General features: G+C 65.3%; 13 protein-coding genes. 6 read left to right on the top strand and 7 right to left on the bottom strand.

Features of this window, described 5'->3' with window-relative positions; translation table 11 throughout:
* The first annotated feature begins 74 nt into the window (after positions 1–74).
* The 3 genes from AC56LW_RS10635 to AC56LW_RS10625 are packed head-to-tail and all read left to right on the top strand — an operon-like array spanning position 75 to position 3,641.
* Positions 75–1,358, top strand: coding sequence for a paraquat-inducible protein A (locus AC56LW_RS10635; RefSeq protein ID WP_332531698.1), 1,284 nt, complete (start codon positions 75–77; stop codon positions 1,356–1,358).
* On the top strand, positions 1,351–3,012 hold the full coding sequence (locus AC56LW_RS10630; protein ID WP_332531699.1) for a PqiB family protein: 1,662 nt from the start codon (positions 1,351–1,353) through the stop codon (positions 3,010–3,012). Before AC56LW_RS10635 ends, AC56LW_RS10630 begins: the two co-directional genes overlap by 8 nt.
* Positions 3,009–3,641, top strand: a complete 633-nt coding sequence (locus AC56LW_RS10625; protein ID WP_499634107.1) for a PqiC family protein — start codon at positions 3,009–3,011, stop codon at positions 3,639–3,641. The genes AC56LW_RS10630 and AC56LW_RS10625 overlap by 4 nt, the downstream gene beginning before the upstream one ends.
* 41 nt (positions 3,642–3,682) lie before the next feature.
* Here AC56LW_RS10625 and AC56LW_RS10620 read toward each other — a convergent pair whose 3' ends face one another.
* Positions 3,683–4,819, bottom strand: a complete 1,137-nt coding sequence (locus tag AC56LW_RS10620; protein WP_499634105.1) for a PQQ-dependent sugar dehydrogenase — start codon at positions 4,817–4,819, stop codon at positions 3,683–3,685.
* 624 nt (positions 4,820–5,443) lie between these two features.
* Here AC56LW_RS10620 and AC56LW_RS10615 point away from each other — a divergent pair.
* Complete coding sequence (locus AC56LW_RS10615) at positions 5,444–7,066, top strand: methyl-accepting chemotaxis protein (protein ID WP_499634103.1); 1,623 nt, start codon at positions 5,444–5,446, stop codon at positions 7,064–7,066.
* 52 nt (positions 7,067–7,118) lie between these two features.
* Here AC56LW_RS10615 and AC56LW_RS10610 read toward each other — a convergent pair whose 3' ends face one another.
* Positions 7,119–8,186, bottom strand: coding sequence for an SDR family oxidoreductase (locus tag AC56LW_RS10610; protein ID WP_499634101.1), 1,068 nt, complete (start codon positions 8,184–8,186; stop codon positions 7,119–7,121).
* A 119-nt stretch (positions 8,187–8,305) separates the two neighbouring features.
* On the opposite strand from AC56LW_RS10610, the gene AC56LW_RS10605 reads away from it, so the two are divergent.
* The gene (locus tag AC56LW_RS10605; protein WP_499634099.1) at positions 8,306–8,857 is read left to right on the top strand and encodes a hypothetical protein; all 552 of its coding nucleotides are present in this window, start codon (positions 8,306–8,308) and stop codon (positions 8,855–8,857) included.
* Between the two features lie 54 nt (positions 8,858–8,911).
* On the opposite strand, the gene AC56LW_RS10600 is transcribed toward AC56LW_RS10605, so the two are convergent.
* The 5 genes from AC56LW_RS10600 to AC56LW_RS10580 all read right to left on the bottom strand — a co-directional run bounded on the left by AC56LW_RS10600 (position 8,912) and on the right by AC56LW_RS10580 (position 16,003).
* Positions 8,912–11,125, bottom strand: a complete 2,214-nt coding sequence (locus AC56LW_RS10600) for a TonB-dependent siderophore receptor (RefSeq protein ID WP_499634095.1) — start codon at positions 11,123–11,125, stop codon at positions 8,912–8,914.
* 225 nt (positions 11,126–11,350) lie between these two features.
* Complete coding sequence (locus AC56LW_RS10595) at positions 11,351–11,941, bottom strand: SAM-dependent methyltransferase (protein WP_499634093.1); 591 nt, start codon at positions 11,939–11,941, stop codon at positions 11,351–11,353.
* 30 nt (positions 11,942–11,971) lie between these two features.
* Positions 11,972–13,378 carry an APC family permease gene (locus AC56LW_RS10590; protein ID WP_499634091.1) on the bottom strand — a complete coding sequence of 469 codons (1,407 nt, stop codon included), beginning with the start codon at positions 13,376–13,378 and terminating at the stop codon, positions 11,972–11,974.
* Between the two features lie 238 nt (positions 13,379–13,616).
* Entirely contained in the window at positions 13,617–14,711 is a 1,095-nt protein-coding gene (locus AC56LW_RS10585; RefSeq protein ID WP_499634089.1) for an alpha/beta fold hydrolase, read from the bottom strand.
* A gap of 146 nt (positions 14,712–14,857) precedes the next feature.
* A complete protein-coding gene (locus tag AC56LW_RS10580) occupies positions 14,858–16,003 on the bottom strand; it encodes an acetyltransferase domain-containing protein (protein WP_499634087.1) in 1,146 nt (381 codons plus the stop codon).
* A 114-nt stretch (positions 16,004–16,117) separates the two neighbouring features.
* Here AC56LW_RS10580 and AC56LW_RS10575 point away from each other — a divergent pair, with 114 nt between their 5' ends.
* Positions 16,118–17,068 (top strand): 2-hydroxyacid dehydrogenase, encoded by a 951-nt coding sequence (locus AC56LW_RS10575; RefSeq protein ID WP_499634085.1) that lies wholly within the window; start codon positions 16,118–16,120, stop codon positions 17,066–17,068.
* The last annotated feature ends 26 nt before the right edge of the window (positions 17,069–17,094 follow it).

Raw genomic sequence — 17,094 nt, 5'->3', positions numbered from 1 at the left:
TCACGTTTGAACTGCACGTTCAGTTGCTCTCGGTCATAATACCTAGTGTGAAAGCACTGGTGTAAGGGGAGTGGGTGAAAACGGATCAACTGGTCGCGTGTCATGACTGTGGCAGCCTGTATCACTGGCGGCCGCTGGCCGCCTGCGAGCGCGCCAGCTGCACCCGCTGCCAGCATGAGTTGTATCGCTGGCACAAGGGCAGCCCGGCGCGCCAGGCCGAGGTGCTGGCCGCCCTGACGCTGGGCGCCGTCCTGGTGTTCCTGCTGGCGCAGTGGTTCCCGATCGTCACGCTCGAGATGGGTGGCATGCTCTCGGGTGCCACGCTGTACCAGGCGGTGGCGGTGCTGTGGGGGGCGGGAGACCAGGTCATCGCGGCCATGGTCTTTTTTTGCGCCATCATCTTTCCCGGCATCGAACTCGCTTCCCTGTTCTACGTGGCGCTCGGCCTGACCCGGGGCGTGCGCGTGCCCGGTTTCAACCTCGTGCTGCGCACGGTGCAGGGCGCGCGTCACTGGGCCATGACCGAAGTGCTGATGATCGGCATCCTGATCACCGTGATCAAGATGACCAGCCTGGCGCGCGTGGAGCCACATCCGGCCCTGTTCGCCTTTGGCATACTCACGATCCTGTGCGCGCTCGTCATGCGCTACGAACCGAAAGCGCTGTGGGCGCTGGCCGACCGTCTCGCGCCGCTGCGCAAATCCGATCCGGCGCGCCAGACCACCACGATTCCCGAAGCCGATTCGGTGCTGGTCTCGTGCAGCGCCTGCGGCCTGGTGAACCACACGTGTCCGTCGCGCGATGGCACCGACCGCTGCGCCCGCTGCAGCGCGGCGCTGCACCGCCGGATTCCCCACAGCGTCGGCTGGACCTGGGCCATGCTGCTGGCTGCCACGCTGCTGTATATTCCCGCCAATATGCTGCCCGTGATGTACACCCGCTCGATCGGGGGTACGGAAGGCGACACGATCATGAGCGGCGTTGTGCTGTTCTGGAACACCGGCTCCAAGGGCCTGGCCATCATCATCTTCGTGGCCAGCATCGTGGTGCCGGTCTCAAAACTCGCTGCGCTGGCATGGCTCAACGCCACTGCCCAGGCGCGCTCGCGCACGGCGCCGATGGCGCGCACGCGCGCGTATCGCGCCATCGAATTCGTCGGCCGCTGGTCGATGCTGGATATTTTCGTGGTTGCCCTGACCGTCGCGCTGGTGCGCTTCGATGCGCTGGTGGTGATCACGGCCGGACCGGGCGCGATTGCGTTTGGCTGCGTGGTGATCGTGACAATGGTCGCGTCCCACCAGTTCGACCCGCGCCTGATCTGGGACCCTATTGAATCGAACGGAGAACCACATGTCTGAACAGGACAGCGCAACACCACCGGGCACACCGCCACCAACCCCGCCCGGACCACCCGTGGGGCCATCGGCGCCGCTGGCGGCTTCGCCCGCCGTTGATCGCCCGAGCCGCTGGCTGCCGTCGCTGATCTGGATGATTCCCGTGCTCGCTGCGCTGATCGGTGCCTGGCAGGTGGTCAGCTGGGTGACCAACAAGGGCGCGACCGTCTACGTGTATTTCTCCAGTGGCGAAGGGCTCGAAGCCGGGCAGACCAAGGTCAAGTACAAGGACGTCGACATCGGCCGCGTCGTCTCGGTCACGCTCGGCGAAGACGGCAACCGCGTCGTGGCCAAGATCGAGATGGCCAAGGAGGCCGACCGCTTCACCGCCATCGACTCGCGCTTCTGGGTCGTGAAGCCGCAAATCGGCGCCAGCGGTGTCTCGGGGCTGGGCACGCTGCTGTCCGGTCCCTACATCGGCGCGGCGCCCGGGGTCAAGGAAGACACGACCAACAGCTTCACCGGCCTGGAAACAGCGCCGCCGATTCCGATTGGCCTGAAGGGCCGCGAATACAAGCTGCATGCCGAGACGCTCGGTTCGGTGGCGCCCGGTTCGCCGGTCTACTTCAAGCGCGTGCGCGTGGGGCAGGTGGCATCGGTGGCGCTGGACAAGGCCGGGCACGGTATCGACATGTCGGTGTTCGTCGAACAGCCCTACATCGGCCTGGTGGGCCCGGATTCGCGCTGGTGGCATGCCAGCGGCGTCGATTTGCGCCTCGATGCGAGCGGCCTGAAGCTCAATACCCAGTCGCTGGCGGCCCTGGCCACCGGCGGCATCGCGTTCGAATCGGCCGACGACCGCAAGCCGGTAACGCCGGCGCCGGCCGGCACCCGCTTCGTGCTGTCCGAAGACCGCAGCGCCGCGCTGCGCCCGCCGGACGGTCCGGCGGTGACGGCCGTGGTGTACTTCGACCAGTCGCTGCGCGGCCTGTCGCCGGGCGCTGTCGTCGATTTCCGCGGCGTGGCGCTGGGCGAAGTGCGCGCGGTCGGCATCGAATTCGATCGCGAGCGCCAGAAATTCACCATGCCGATTACGGTCGACCTGTATCCGGGACGTCTCGGCAAAGGCTTCATGGCGGCGATGGAACGCGAAGACGGCGGCCAGCGTGCCTTGACCGCGATGGTGGGCCGCGGTTTGCGCGCGCAGCTGCGCAACGGCAACCTGCTGACCGGCCAGCTGTACATCGCGCTGGACTTCTTCCCGAATGCCCGCAAGGCGACGATCGCGGCGCAGGGCGACATGCTGGTCTTGCCGACGGTGCCAGGCCAGCTCGACGAGCTGCAAAGCCAGATCTCGCGCATCGCGGGCAAACTCGACAAGATTCCGTTCGACGAGATCGGCGTGAACCTGAACCGCACGCTGGTGCAGGCCAACGCCACACTGGCACGGATCGATGGGAAAGTGCTGCCTGAGATGCAGCAGACGCTCAATGCCGCCAAGGCCACGTTCGCCAGCGCCGAAAGCGTGCTGGCGCAGGATGCGCCGCTGCAGTCCGACCTGCGAAAGGCGCTGCAGTCGGTGACCGACACGATGGCCAAGATCGATGCGCTGGCCGATTACCTCGAACGCAATCCGCAGTCGCTCATTCGCGGCAAACCTCAGGAGAAAAAAGAATGACGCTGTTTATCCAGGCGCGCCGCGCACTGACAGGCGCGGCGCTGGCAGCCCCGCTGCTGCTGGCAGGCTGCTCGAGCACGCCAACCGACCAGTTCTATACCCTCAGCGGCGGCGCAGCCACGGTCGTGCCGCCGGCGGCGGCCAGCGCGCCGCTGTTCTTCGAGATGCGCCCGGTGACGATTCCCGCGCAGGTGCGCCGTCCGCAACTGATGGTGGCGGGCGAGGCCGGCAAGATCGAGCTGATGGAGCACCATCGCTGGGCCGGTCCGCTGGCCGATGAAATTACCACCGGGCTGTCGCTGGGGATTGCGGCCAATCTGGGTGGTGTGGATGTGTACCGCAACCCGGCACCCGCCGGCAGCACGCTGTACCGTATCGGTGCGAACATCCAGCGCTTCGAATCGAAGGAGGGCAGCTATGCCCTGATCGACGCGGTCTGGAACGTGCGCAAGGTCGATGGCGGCTCGGTGCAGACGTGCCGCAGCGTGTTCCAGGAAAACGTGGGGCCGGGTTACGAGGCACTGGTGGCCGGGCATCGCGCTGCGTTGGCCAAGCTGGCTGCGGCGATCTCGGCCGGCGTGCGCAGCCAGGTTGCCGGCGGCACGCTGGCCTGCGTGAACAACCCATAGCGCAACAGCGGGCAGGCCCGCGTCACGCAGTGGCTGCGGGCTTACTTTTTCGGTGTCAGCATCAGGAGCTTGCCGCGTGGACCGTCCTCCAGCAGCCATACTGCGCCGTCCGGCCCGGTGCGAACGGCGCGGATGCGTTCGCCCATGTCCCAATGATCTACCTTCTTCGCGTTCTCGCCGTCGAGGGCGATGCGGTCCAGCGACTTGCCCGAGAGGCCGGTGATGAAGAGGGAATTTTTCCACTTCGGGAACAGGTCCGCGTCGTAGTAGGCAAGGCCCCCTGGTGAGATGGCCGGATCCCAGGACACTTTCGGGGCTTCGAAGCCGTCGCCAGGCTTGTGGTCAGGAATGTCCCGGCCGTCATAGTGACTGCCGTTCGACGCTTTCGGCCAGCCATAGTTAAGGCCTGGCTTGATCAGGTTGATCTCGTCGCCATGGCGCGGCCCCATCTCCATTTCCCACAAGCGCCCCTGCTTGTCAAAGGCCACGCCCAGCAGATTGCGGTGACCATACGACCAGACGGCCGGGGTGAACCCCTTCGCCGCGAGCGGGTTGCCAGCCGCCGGCGTGCCGTCGAGGTTCAGGCGCAGCACTTTGCCGAGCGTCGACTTGGGGTCTTGCGCCGGGTCGAACAGCTGGCGGTCGCCACTGGTAAAGAACAGGTACTTGCCATCCGGCGAGAAGCCAATACGGCCCGAATAGTGCCCGCCCGTCGACGCATCCTGGCCGCGGAAAATGACCTTGGTATTCTTGAGTGCGCCGCCCGCCTGATCCAGTGTCGCCGTGGCGAGCATCACCCGGGTGTCGGCGCCGCTACCCGCTTCAGAGTAGCTAAAGTAGAGCATTTTGCTGGCCGCGAAGTCGGGAGCGGGCACGATGTCCATCAGCGCGCCCTGGCCCTTGCTGCTGACGGTGGGCGTGCCTGCTACGGTCCGCTTGGTACCGGTGGCAGGATCGAACAGGATCATCGTCCCTTCCTTCTGCGTGACCAGCACGTTGCCGTCAGGCAGAAATGCCATGGCCCAAGGGCTGTTGAATGTGCCGACTGCCTTGACCTCGAAAGGCAGGCCGCCGGGGGCGGTTGCGCTGGCCTGCGCGTTTGCGGTTGCCGGGGCAGCGGCGAACGCGAGCAGGGTGAGCGAGAAAGTGGTGGCAAGGCCGAGCACGCTTGAATTCATGTTTTCCAGATCTCCATTCGCGGATTGATGCCAGGTTGTCGAGGCGGTGCACGCCCGTCGCCGACGCGCGCGAAATACGCGCCGGCGCCGTAGGTGCAAAGGGGCGACAGGAAGTGTAGAGCAAAACGCCCATTACAGACGCTGCGCTGGTCGCGGCCGAATCGTTCTGCGCCCCGGGCGGGCGGCCCGCGGTCGGCGCTCGACCGCTGCGTTGGGAAAAATGACAAGGTGCTATGTGCGTCTCTCGATGGCAATGACATCAGCCTGCATTGGCGCCATTGAAGATACGAGATGATGCCACGCGGTACAGTTGACGTATATGTTGTTTCATGGCAACGATCTATTCTTTATGTGCATCGCATGGCATTCTGCGGAGAAATTTTGCTTACACTGAAGCCTGTAATGACGCAGTGGTGAGATGAACCTGCCAGGTGGGCCGGCGCCGCTTCGCTCATGACGCCCTGTCACGAACATACCGGGTCGACCTGCCGCGTTCCATGCCCTGACAAACCCGTGTAGAGAGGCAACGTCGTTCTGTCGTTGTCAGTCAATCCGCATCCGGCTTCAGTGCACATGGCGATCGCACCGTCGACATCAACCAGCAGAAACCCTTCCGAGGCAAAAATGAACGCATTCAAGAACCTGAGAATCGGCACCCAACTCATGCTGGGATTCGGTCTGGTCACCGCGCTGATGCTGCTACTTGGTGCATTTTCCATTTTCGGTTTGACGGCCATTCACACCGCAACGCAGAAGCTGCATCGCGTCAATCAGGCGCACCTCAAGCCACTGTACATCGCCCGCGAAGCACTGGCGCAGACCGGGCTGGCAGCGCGCAATGCCTACGTCTTCACCAGCGACGCGCAGGCCAGGAACGAGCTCGACCTGGTCGACCAGCAAAAGAAGGTATATCTCGCCGCGCTCGAGGGCATGTCGCCGGCGTTTGCCGGCGACTCCCAGTTCGACAAGGTGCGTGCGGGATTGCTGACGATGGCCGCTGCACTGGAAAAACCACGCAAGTTCCGTGAAGCGGGCCAGATGGAAGCATTTGGACAATTCCTGGTCGAGGAGTGCAGCCCGCTACGACAGCAGATCGTGAAGGACATCGCGGTACTGGTCGCCAACGCCGAGCGCGAGGTGGCTGACGCCGACGCATCGGCCGAACAGGCTGAAGCTGCCGCTCGTAACTGGGTGATCGGTCTGACCCTGACCGCGTTCGTGTTCAGCGTCGTGATATCGACCGCCATCAAGCGCCTGCTGCTCAAACAGCTGGGTGGCGAGCCTGCCTATACCGCCCAGATTGCCAACCAGATTGCCTCGGGCGACCTCGCCACGAACGTCGATGTTCGCAGCGGCGACAGCACGAGCCTGCTGTTCTCGGTAAAAACCATGCGCGACAGTCTCGCGTCGATCGTCGGCAAGGTGCGCCATGGAACCGATGCGATTGCGAGTGCCTCGTCCGAAATCGCCGAGGGCAGCTGCGATCTGGCCTCACGCACCGAGGTACAGGCGTCTTCACTGGAACGCATTGCATCTGCCATGGAAGAGCTGACCACGACCGTCCAGCAAAACGCGAACAATGCACGGCAGGCCAACACGTTCGCGCAGTCTGCGTCGTCGGTCTCGCAGGAGGGCGGCGCCGTCATGCTTCAGGTGACGGACACGATGGCGTCGATCAATGCGTCATCCAAGCGCATCGTCGACATCATTTCGGTCATCGACGGCATCGCGTTCCAGACGAACATCCTGGCGCTCAACGCCGCGGTGGAAGCAGCGCGCGCAGGCGAACAGGGGCGCGGGTTTGCCGTCGTGGCCAGCGAAGTACGCAACCTGGCGCAGCGTTCGGCCAGCGCTGCCAAGGAAATCAAGGTGCTGATCGAAGACTCGGTCGGTAAAGTGGACACGGGTTCTGAACTGGTCCAGCGCGCAGGCAGCACCATGCAGACCCTGATGGAGAGCGTGCAACGCGTGACCGAAATCATGGGCGACATCACGCTTGCCAGCGCCGAGCAAAGCGTGGGCCTGGGCGAAGTGAGCAACGCGATCGGCGAAATGGATGGCATGACCCAGCAAAACACCGCGCTTGTTGAAGAAGCCTCAGCCGCGTCGCAGGAACTGCAGGCGCAGGCATCGACCCTGGCCAGCCTGGTAGGCCAGTTCCGGCTTTCGGGCGCCGGTGGCGAAACAGGCCGGCAAGAGCGGCCCGCGCTTGCGGCTGCGCCGCTGCGTCTTGCCGCTGTCGCTTGAGCATGGCTTCAGGGCGCGGCCGTGACAGGACGGGCCGCACCTGCCTGGTTCGTTATGGGATCAGACGTTCTGCGCGCAGGCGTTCAAACAGGTCGAAGAACGACGCGTCGGTCGCCTGATAGGCCGTGAAGCCAAGGCGGCGGCTGTTGCTCATGTCTGTTATGACTTCAAGCGGCCGGCCCAGATCGAGGTCGGTATGCCAGGCCGAGGCCAGGCGATCCAGATCGGCTTCCACCAGGCCGTGGCGCGCCGCGATGTCACGCCACAGCGGCGCATCGTTTGCCATCGCCGCTTCGAGTGGCTGCACCGTGCCATTGAAACCGGCCGCCTCGACGCCGAAGAACGCGGCCAGCTTTGGCCACAACCAGCTCCAGCGGAACACGTCGCCATTGACGATATTGAAGGCCTCGTTGCGCGACGCATCGGTATCGGCGGCCCAGACCAGCTGCTTGGCCAGCATCCGGGCATCGGTCACGTCCGACATGCCATCCCACTGCGCCTTTGACCCGGGGAACTGGAACGGGCGGCCCGTCTCCTTGCAGATCGTCGCATACACGGCCAGCGTGGTGCCCAGGTTCATCGCATTGCCAACGGCCAGGCCGATGACGGTGTGCGGCCGGTGGATGGTCCAGGTGAAGCGGTCGCGCTCGGCCGCGGCATAGACCTCGTCTTCCTGCGCGTAATAGAAATTCTCGAGCGGCAGGCGCGGCTGCGATTCGCGCAGCGGCGTGTCGGGCAGCGTGCCCGAACTGGCATACGCTTCGAACGGCCCCAGGTAATGCTTCAGGCCCGTGACCAGCGCGACGTGGCGCACGCTCTTGTGCGACGACAACGCGTCCAGCAGGTTGCGCACGAGCGCAGCGTTGACGCGGATGTTCTCGGCTTCGGTATCCTGGCGCATCCAGGTCGTGATGAAGACGTGGGTCGGGGCGACGTCCTTTAATGCAGCGCCGAGCGCAGCAGGGTCGAGCAGGTCGGCGGCGATGTGGCGCACCTGCGGCAGATCGCGCGGTGCGCGGCGCGACAGGCCAACGACATCCCAGCCTTGCGCCAGCAGTTCACGGGCGGCGTGGTTGCCGCCAATACCGGTAACACCAACGACGAGTGCAGTTCGTTTCATGTGTGGCTCCTGATTTGACAATTGTCGTCCATTTTACTGCGCACGATTGATGTGCGTACTGGCGGGCTGCGCCGTACTCGGTAGAGTTGACTTCCTTTCCTCTCAGAAATAGTCCAGCCATGACCACGTATCGTAGGTGCTTACCCTGCACGTTCGCCGCCATTCCCACGCTGGTCGTGCCGATCGTGCTGATGGTGCTGGCCGGTTGCGCGTCGTCGGCCGCAGACCGGATCGGGACGGCAGCGACCGTGCCACTGACCGACCTGAACGTCGCGCAAGAGGATATTCCCGCCATTTTGCTGGCCGCCCGGGGACATCCGTATCAGGTGCCGGCCAGCCAGAACTGCGTGGCGATTTCGCTGGAAATCCGCGAGCTCGATGAGGTGCTCGGCGCCGACCTCGACGCGCCGGTGTCGCCAGCCGATCCGTCCCTGATGCGCCGCGCCTCGTCGCTGGTTCAGGACCAGGCGGTGGGCGCGCTGCGGCGCACGGCGGAGGGGTTGATCCCGTTTCGCGGCTGGGTGCGCAAGTTGAGCGGGGCCGAGCGCCATTCGAAGCAGGTCTCGGCCTGCATCGCGGCGGGCTCGGTGCGGCGCGCTTTTCTGAAAGGGTTCGCCGCCTCGGAACATTGCGCCTGGCTCAATGCGGTCGGGGCCATGGCCACACGCTGACGGCGTCAGGTTCATGGCCAGGCCCGCGACAGAGGGCTTTACCGCGTCACACCATCAGAAGCGGTAGCGCAGCGTCAGCGATGTGTTGCGCGGTGCGCCGTAGGTGAACTGGTTGTAGGCGGCGAACATCGCGAACGTTTTCTTATCGGTCGCATTGTTGACGTTCAGCTGGGCCGACAGCTGCTTGTTGAACTCGTAGCGCGCCATCAGGTTGACCAGCGCGTAGGATTCCTGTTCCATGCGGCCGTCGATTCCCGGTGCAACGGTGCCGTCGATCGTGTAGGTGCTGCCTTCCCAGTTCACGCCGCCGCCGACGGTCAGCTTGTTCCATTGGCCCGGCAGGCGATAGCTGGCAAATGCGCGCAGCGTTTTGCGTGGGTAGATCGAGTTGAAGTCGACGCCCGTTGCATCCTTGGCGCGGAAGATCGCGTAGCCGATGCTGGCGTTCAGGCCCGGGACGATCTCGCCCGACACATCCAGCTCGATCCCCTTGCTGGTAGCGCCCTGCGCGGCGCGGTAATAGCTTTCTTCAAGCAGCGGGCCGGCCGCACCATCGCGGTCGATGCGGCCGGCGGCCTGGCCCAGGTTGTCCTGCTTCAGATGGAACACGGCCAGTGAGGCGTTGACGCGGCGGTCGAAGAACTCGCCCTTGATGCCCGCTTCGTTGGCCTTGCCTTCGATCGGGTCGAGCAGGTTGCCCGCCAGGTCCTTCAGGTTTTGCGGCTCGAAGATGCTCGTGTGGCTGGCATACAGCGAGTAGGTGTCGTTCAGGTCGAACACGAGGCCGGCGTAGGGCGTGATCTCGTTGTCGTAATTGAGCGAGTACGGGTCTTGCCACTGGCCGCCGCCTTGCTTTTCGTATTTGGTCACGCGCGCGCCGATGATTGCCTTGAGATCGTTGGTGACCGAGAAACGCGCCATGCCGTACAGGCCTTGCTGCTTCGTTGCGCTGGTCTCGTAGCGGGCCTGCTGGCCCCATACCGGGGCGGGGTACGACGCCGGATTCCAGTTGTTGAAATCACGGACTGCTGGTGCCGCACCGTCAGGTTCACCGGCGAAGCTGGCCAGGCGGTTGTTCGAGTGGAAATCGGTCTTGGCATGCAGGTAGCCGAACGCGGCTTCGTGCTGGCGTCCGAAGGCCGAGAAGGGGCCGCTGGCGTGCACGCCGAGGTCTTTCTGCTTCGTCTGGATGACGTAGGAGCCGGCAAAGGCTCCCAGGCCAGAACCCGTCACGCGATCCGGCACGCCCGACAGGTACAGCAGGTGCGAGTCGCCGTCGCGGGTGGCATCGGTGTAGGTCAGGCGCAGGTTCCAGCCGTTGGCAAAGCGGTGCTCGTAATCGGCGAAGAAATTGTCATACTGGTTTTCATAGCCGGTCCACGGGGTGCCGGTGGTCTTCGAACGGTCCCAGTCGATGATCGAGCCGTCGCTGTAGCGGTATGGCAGGCCGCCCCACATCGAGCCGCGCGGGTTCATTTTCTGGCGCGAGAAACCGGTCGAGAAGGTGCCGTCGCGGCCGATGTCGGCTTCGACGGTGGCGTAGATGGTGCGATCCTTGTTTTCCAGGTACTGCACCCAGCTGTCGCCGGCGCTGTACTCGGCCACGGCGCGGCCACGGATGCTGCCCGACGCGCTCAAAGGCGTCGAGACATCGGCCATGATGCGGCGCTTGTCCCAGCGGCCGACGGTGGCCTCGATCGTGCCGTCCAGCTTCTTGCTGAAGGCGCGCTTGCGCACCAGGTTCAGGGCGGCCGATGGCGTGCCGGCGCCGGTCATCAGGCCGGTGGCGCCGCGCACGACTTCGACGCGGTCGTACAGGGCCAGGCTGCCCAACACTTCGCCGGCGCTCCAGGCGGCGTCCCAGGTGGTCGGGATGTTGTCGATCTGCAGATTGGTGACTTCGAAACCACGGGCCGTGAAGCTCGCGCGGTGGGTTTCGTACTGGTTGACCGAGACGCCGGTGACGTTGTTGGCGACGTCGGTGATGGTGAGCAGGCCCTGGTCTTCGATGCGCTGCTGCGTGATGACCGACACCGATTGCGGTGTGTCGCGCAGCGACATGTCCAGTGGCGTGGCGGTGCGGGTGCGGCCGATCGTGTACGAGCCGACCGCGTCGCCCAGCTTCTGCGCCTGCACTTGCACTTGCGGCATCGACGTGGTGCCCGCGTCGGTGGACTGGGCCTGGGCAACGAACGGAAGCGCGAGGCTCACGCACAGCGTCAGTGTTTTCACGTGAAGACGCCCCGTAGGGCAGACCAGCTTATCCATCTTTTTATCCTGTTGTTCGTGGTTGATTCACACGACCGCTACTCCGTTTTCATGGACGGGTGTGGTCAGATCGCCAAAAGACGGTAATGATAACCATTCTCATCTAGGAATGTCAACTTGTTAATGGGAAATATAATGAGTTCGCCCGGCATGGTGCCGGGCGACTGTTTAGCAGGCTGGAGAATGATGGGTGACCGCGCGGGATATCGCAGCGGCCGTGCTGGTTCAAGCCACCGCGCGCTTGTTCGCCTCGGTCACCGTCCAATAATAGATAGTGCGGCCATCGACCTCGACCGTTTTTTCGGCAGGCCATTCGGCGCCCATATCGAAGGCATGCGAGACCACGCGCGTGCCGACCTTCAGTTGCTTCCACAATTGCGGGCGCAGCTTCGCGTTGATGTTGGGCAGCAAGTACAGCGTTACGACAGTGGCAGTCGAGAAATCCGTCTTGAACAGGTCGCCGACACGAAATTTGGCGCGGTCGGACACCCCCGCCTTTTTCGCGTTTTCGGTCGCCTCGGCGATGCGGACCGGATCGATGTCGATGCCGGTGCCGCGTGCACCCCGCGCTTTCGCGGCCGTCACGACGATGCGTCCGTCGCCGCAGCCAAGGTCGAACAGCGTATCGTTCTTGCCGACCCTGGCCAGGTCGAGCATCTTGTCGACGACGTCCTGTGGCGTCGGCACGTACGGGACATCGAGGCGGGGTATGGCGGCCGTGATCTGGGCCAGTGCGCGCCCGAACGGCAGCATCGTCAGGCCGGTGGCGGCAGCGGCGGACAGCAGGATCGTACGACGGCGGGGGGGCGGGGTCATCGGAGCATCTCCTTCGGGAAGGTGGGTTGGTCAGGTAGCCGGACGATCGTGCCGCGAACGCAGCACGAGCAGCAGCAGGGCGCCGCAGGCCAGCACCGCCACGCCGATCCAGGCCGCATTCAGGCCGCCGAGCGACTGGCTGTACACGTACGACAGGCTCGACCAGAGCATGTAGGCGCAACTGGCGCAGAACAGCAGCGGCAACACCGGATACAGCGGCACCCTGAACAGGCGCGGCATCTGCGGCTCGCGCCGGCGCAGCACGAACAGCGACAGGCCGGTGAGCAGGAAGAACAGCCAGAACACGGGCGCCGTGAATTCGACCATGGCCTTGAACCCGCTGCCCAGCGCGGCGCCGAGTCCGACCAGCGCCAGCGCGGCGATGCATTGCACCGCCATGGCCACGGTCGGCGTGCCGCGTTCGTGATCCCAGGTCGCCAGGGGCCCGAGCTTGTTCCAGTCCAGACCCACGGCATAACTGGTGCGGGCGCCGACGATCATCGTGGCGTTGATGGAGGTGAGGGCCGAGACCGCGACGAGCACCGCCATGATCTTCTCGCCGGGCGCGCCGAACACGGTCTTCATTACATCGGCCGCCACGGCCTCGGACGCGGCCATGCCTTCCAGGCCCAGCACGGTCCAGTAGGCCCACGTCACCAGCAGATACAGGACGGTGATGACCACGATGCCCAGGGTCAGCGCGAGCACCATATTGCGCGGGCCGCCGCGCAGTTCGGCGCTGATGTAGGCGGCCTCGTTCCAGCCGCCATAGGTCAGCAGCACAAAGACCATTGCCATGCCGAGCGCGGCGACTTCTGGCACTGCAGCAGAAGCCGCGGCAGCGCTGCGCGCCGGCGCCGGATCGGCAAACAGGGCGGCCGCGCCGACGATCACGAGCAGGCCCAGAATCTCGGTGATGGTCAGGAGGGTCTGGGCGCCGGCGCCGGTGCGGATGCCGCGCAGGTTCAGCAGCGACAGGCCGGCGATGACTGCCACCGCATATGCCGTGCTGCCCCAGTCGCCGGGCAGCACCGTGAGGGGCACCGCCTGCTGCATGTAGTCGCCGAACACGAACGCGAGCAGGGCGATCGAGCCGGTCGTGATGACGGAGAAGCGGGCCCAGCCGAAGAGGAAGGCGACCGGGCGGCCGAATGCGCGCTGCAGGTAATGGTAGTCGCCGCCAGCGTGCGGATAGGTGGTCGTCAACTCGGCGTAGCAGAGCGCACCGATCAGCGACAGGATGCCACCCAGCACCCACAGCGTGAACATCTGCGTGGCGCCGCCGCTGAGACTGGCGACAAGGGATGGTGCCTTGAAAATGCCCGCGCCGATGACCACGCCGACGATGACGGCTACCGCCTCGCGCAGGCCGATCGTCGGCCGGGGGCGGGTGCCGGCACGTGATGAAACAACGCATTCAGCTTCGATGGTATCCATGGCGGATATGTCAGGAAGTTGCCCGGCGGCTCAAGGAGCGCCTTGCGTGGTTGGTCGTATCCAGTGCTGCCGACACGCGGCCGCGCACTCGCTGTTCCTCAAATCATGGTATCGACGGCGACTGGACGGCGGCGCGCGATTGCCCAGCGGAACGTGGCGCGCCAACCTGGATGGACTTGCCTGACGGGGATGGGGGCAACAGGGGATCAGCGGCGCAGGCTGCGCCGCTGATCGTTGCTCAACCGTTCGACGCGGGCGCGCCGAGCCAGTCGAAGATGGTGGGCCACAGCGTCGCATGCGCGTTGCGCCCGGCGAGCACCCCAACGTGCTGCAGATTCACGCCGATGTCGCCATGGTATTGCAGCACCTGCTTGCGCACGCTCGAGGTCGCCTCGTGGAATGGCACCATCGCGGCAGGCGGAATCACCTTGCTGCGAAAATCGACGACGCTGATCAATGGCGAGCGCAGGTCGGCCGGGCCAATCGTGCGGCCGTTGATGACGAGCCGGCCGCCCATGAAGTCATCGTTGCGGTAGAGCGACTCGACGATGTCGACGAACAGCTTGCCGGGCAGGGGGAATTCGTCATGGCTCCAGCGCTCGACCTGCATGTGCGTGGCCAGCGCTTTGGGGTCAAACAGCGACAGCCAGCGGTCGGTCGCGCGCTCCCAGCCGAAGGCCTGCGGCTCGGCCATCGCACTCATCAGGTTGAGGAAGGCGCCCGGGATGTGACGGAACGTGTCGGCAATCTGGCGCGCATCGGGCGTGGCCTTGACCAGCGGCGCGAAGCACGAGGCCCCATGCCCGAAGCCCAGCGGCGATTCGAGCAGCACGGTGGCCGTCACGTGCCCGGGATGCATGGCGCTGTAGATCGCGGCGAGAATGCCGCCGAGCGAGTGGCCCACTACCGTCAGGCTGGCTTCGCCGCTATCGGCCTGGATGGCGCGCTGGCAGCTCGACAGCATGCGGTCGCCATAGTCGGCCAGGCCAACGGCCGGGTCGCCGTCGGGCATCGGCAGCCATTCGGCCAGGTAGACGCGGTAGCCGCGCTCCTGCCAGCGCTGCACGACGCTGATGTCGGGCGCCAGGTCCCAGATATAGGCGCGCTTGATCGGCGCCGGCACCAACAAAACGGCCGGCCCGCCGGCGGCGGCGGCAGGTTCGTAGCGGCGCAGTTGCAGACCTGTCTCGGCCAGGATGACCGAAAACGGCGTTTCCTGCGGGCCGTGACCGGCCTGCTCGAGTTGCCGGCCACGCTCCTGGCGGCTGCGGTCCATATTTCTGAGGGCTTGTACCTGCTGCGGCCCCAGGGTAGTCCAGTTGCTGGCGTACATGGCGATCCCATCGAAGTGGCGACCATGGCACTTTACCGGCTTTGGCGATCTGCGCCAATCGCGGCGTGAAGGAATCGCCATGGGGTTTGCGCTCGCTACCACCCGGGCCGTGACGGCAATGACCATGCCGACATTGCAGCCGGTGGCTACAGGTACTTGACCCAGGCCTTGCCGCTCTCGCGCTTGTAATGGCCAAACCGCTTTGTTGGCCAGTATAGCAGCAGCGCCAGCAAGACTGAGCCGAGCCATACCTGCCAGACATGCCCGACATCCACGCGCGGCAGGTCCAGCACGAACGCGGCCACGCGCTGCGCCACCAGCAACAGATACAGGTGCGCGATATAGAAGAACAGCGGCGCGCCACCGAACACGGCCGCGATCCGTACCCATCCAGCGTCGATGCGCTCGATCCAGGCCAGCACCAGCAGGCCCACGCCGAGCGTGAGCAGCAGGAAGTCCAGCGATGGCGGGTACTTCGTGAAATTCAGCCACGACATCGCGCTGCGCAGCAGCGTCTCGTGCGGCGCCCATGGCAGCGGCTCGCCATACAGGTTCCAGGTGCGCAGCAGCGCGAGCAGCAGCAGGCTGGCCGCACCTGCCAGCACCAGCCAGCGCCGGCGCTGTGCGGCGGGCATCCCACGCGCATACAGCGGGCCGCAAACGTAACCGAGCAGGATCACGCCGATCCACGCCAGCAGCGGATAGCTGATGCGCACCCGCACCGGGTCGTACATCAGGTTGCCGCGCTGTTCGAGAATCGTCCAGGCACTGGCGGCCCAGGTATCCGGCGCGAACGCCACGCCAGCCAGCCCATTGTGGCCGCCGATGATCGCCGCGCCGATGGCCGCCAGCAGCAGCAGGGGCAGACGGTGCAGCAGGGCCAGCGCTAGCATCGACAGGCCGATCGCCCACATCACCTGCAGATACACGGTCTGCGGCGTGAAGGTGCCGGTCCAGGCGAAGTTGATGACGACGATTTCGAGCAGGATCAGGAAGGCGCCGCGTTTGGCCAGGAACCCCGTCGCGCTGCGCGGACCGCTCGCCGGATTGGCGTACAGCCAGGCCGACAGGCCGGTCAGGAACACGAACATCGGCGCGCAGAAGTGCGCGGCAAGGCGTGAAAAGAACAGGGCCGCGTCGGTGCTCGCGACATCCATCGGGTCGCTGACCTGGTGCTGCAGATAGAAGGTTTCGCGGACGTGGTCGAGCGTCATGATCAGCATGACGAGACCGCGCACGACATCGATCGACGCGATACGCTGGCTTGGCGGATTGACTGGGAGGCTGTGCACGGCGGCGTTCATGCAGTGGCAAAGCCCGGCATTCTACCCTGCGCCGCGCCCGGCATGCGACGCCTCTGGCATACTCGGGCCATCTTCCACGGCGAAACGGCAGGGTGTTGAACGATGAAACCGAGCATTCTCGTATTGGGCAGCGTCTGGTCGGACGACGTGCGCGAACAGGTGGCGCAAGCCTTCGACTGTCACTTCATGAAAGCGATCCCGCAGGCGGGCGACGCCGCGTTCGACGCGATCGCCGGCAGCATCCGCGGTGTGCTCACCACCGGCACGGTCGGTGTCACGCCGGCGCTGGTGGCAAGCCTGCCGCAGCTTGAGATCGTGACGGTGCACGGCGTGGGCGTCGATGCGGTGCCGCTGTCGCTGTTGGCTGAAAAGGGCATTCACGTGACCAACACGCCCGACGTGCTGACCGACGACGTGGCCGATTTCGCCGTGTTGTTGCTGCTGGCCACGGTGCGGCGCCTGCCGGTGCTCGATCGCTATGTGCGCGCCGGCGACTGGCTGGCCAAGGCGCCCCTGGGACACGTGCAGGCGCGCGCACTGAAGGGCAAGGTCGCCGGCATCGTCGGCTTCGGGCGCATCGGCCAGGCTGTCGCCACGCGCCTGGAGGGCTTTGGGCTGCAGATCCGCTACTACCAGCGCAGCCCCGGGCCGGCGCCCGCGCAGCGCAGTGCGACGCTGCTCGCACTGGCACAGGAGAGCGACATGCTCGTGCTGTGCATGCCGGGCGGCGCCGATACGCAGGGCATGATCGACCGGGAGATCATCGAGGCGCTGGGGCCGCAAGGCACCCTGGTCAACATCGCGCGCGGCACCGTGGTCGACGAAGCGGCGCTGGTAGCGGCGCTGCAGGACGGCCGGCTGGGCGCTGCGGGCCTGGACGTGTTCGAACACGAACCGCAGGTGCCGCAGGCGCTGCTGGCGCTGGACAATGTCGTGCTCACGCCGCACGTGGGCAGTTTTACCGTTGAAGCGCGGCGCGCGATGGGCGCGCTGGCAGTGGCTAATCTGGTCGCGCATTTCGAAGGCCAGCCGCTGCCGACGCCGGTGGACTGAGGTCGTCAACAAGGGGAGATAAGGGC

The organism is Telluria sp. LT2P80 (genome assembly GCF_059685955.1).
Note: the sequence above shows the minus strand (reverse complement) of the source record. Positions and strands in the feature narration are given on the sequence as shown.

Excerpts from the sequence above, each read along its gene's own strand:
- AC56LW_RS10575 (WP_499634085.1), top strand. The coding sequence starts at position 16,118 with ATGAAACCGAGCATTCTCGTATTGGGCAGCGTCTGGTCGGACGACGTG.
- AC56LW_RS10590 (WP_499634091.1), bottom strand. The coding sequence starts at position 13,378 with ATGGATACCATCGAAGCTGAATGCGTTGTTTCATCACGTGCCGGCACC.
- AC56LW_RS10595 (WP_499634093.1), bottom strand. The coding sequence starts at position 11,941 with ATGACCCCGCCCCCCCGCCGTCGTACGATCCTGCTGTCCGCCGCTGCC.
- AC56LW_RS10585 (WP_499634089.1), bottom strand. The coding sequence starts at position 14,711 with ATGTACGCCAGCAACTGGACTACCCTGGGGCCGCAGCAGGTACAAGCC.
- AC56LW_RS10630 (WP_332531699.1), top strand. The coding sequence starts at position 1,351 with ATGTCTGAACAGGACAGCGCAACACCACCGGGCACACCGCCACCAACC.
- AC56LW_RS10610 (WP_499634101.1), bottom strand. The coding sequence starts at position 8,186 with ATGAAACGAACTGCACTCGTCGTTGGTGTTACCGGTATTGGCGGCAAC.
- AC56LW_RS10600 (WP_499634095.1), bottom strand. The coding sequence starts at position 11,125 with ATGGATAAGCTGGTCTGCCCTACGGGGCGTCTTCACGTGAAAACACTG.
- AC56LW_RS10620 (WP_499634105.1), bottom strand. The coding sequence starts at position 4,819 with ATGAATTCAAGCGTGCTCGGCCTTGCCACCACTTTCTCGCTCACCCTG.
- AC56LW_RS10615 (WP_499634103.1), top strand. The coding sequence starts at position 5,444 with ATGAACGCATTCAAGAACCTGAGAATCGGCACCCAACTCATGCTGGGA.
- AC56LW_RS10625 (WP_499634107.1), top strand. The coding sequence starts at position 3,009 with ATGACGCTGTTTATCCAGGCGCGCCGCGCACTGACAGGCGCGGCGCTG.
- AC56LW_RS10605 (WP_499634099.1), top strand. The coding sequence starts at position 8,306 with ATGACCACGTATCGTAGGTGCTTACCCTGCACGTTCGCCGCCATTCCC.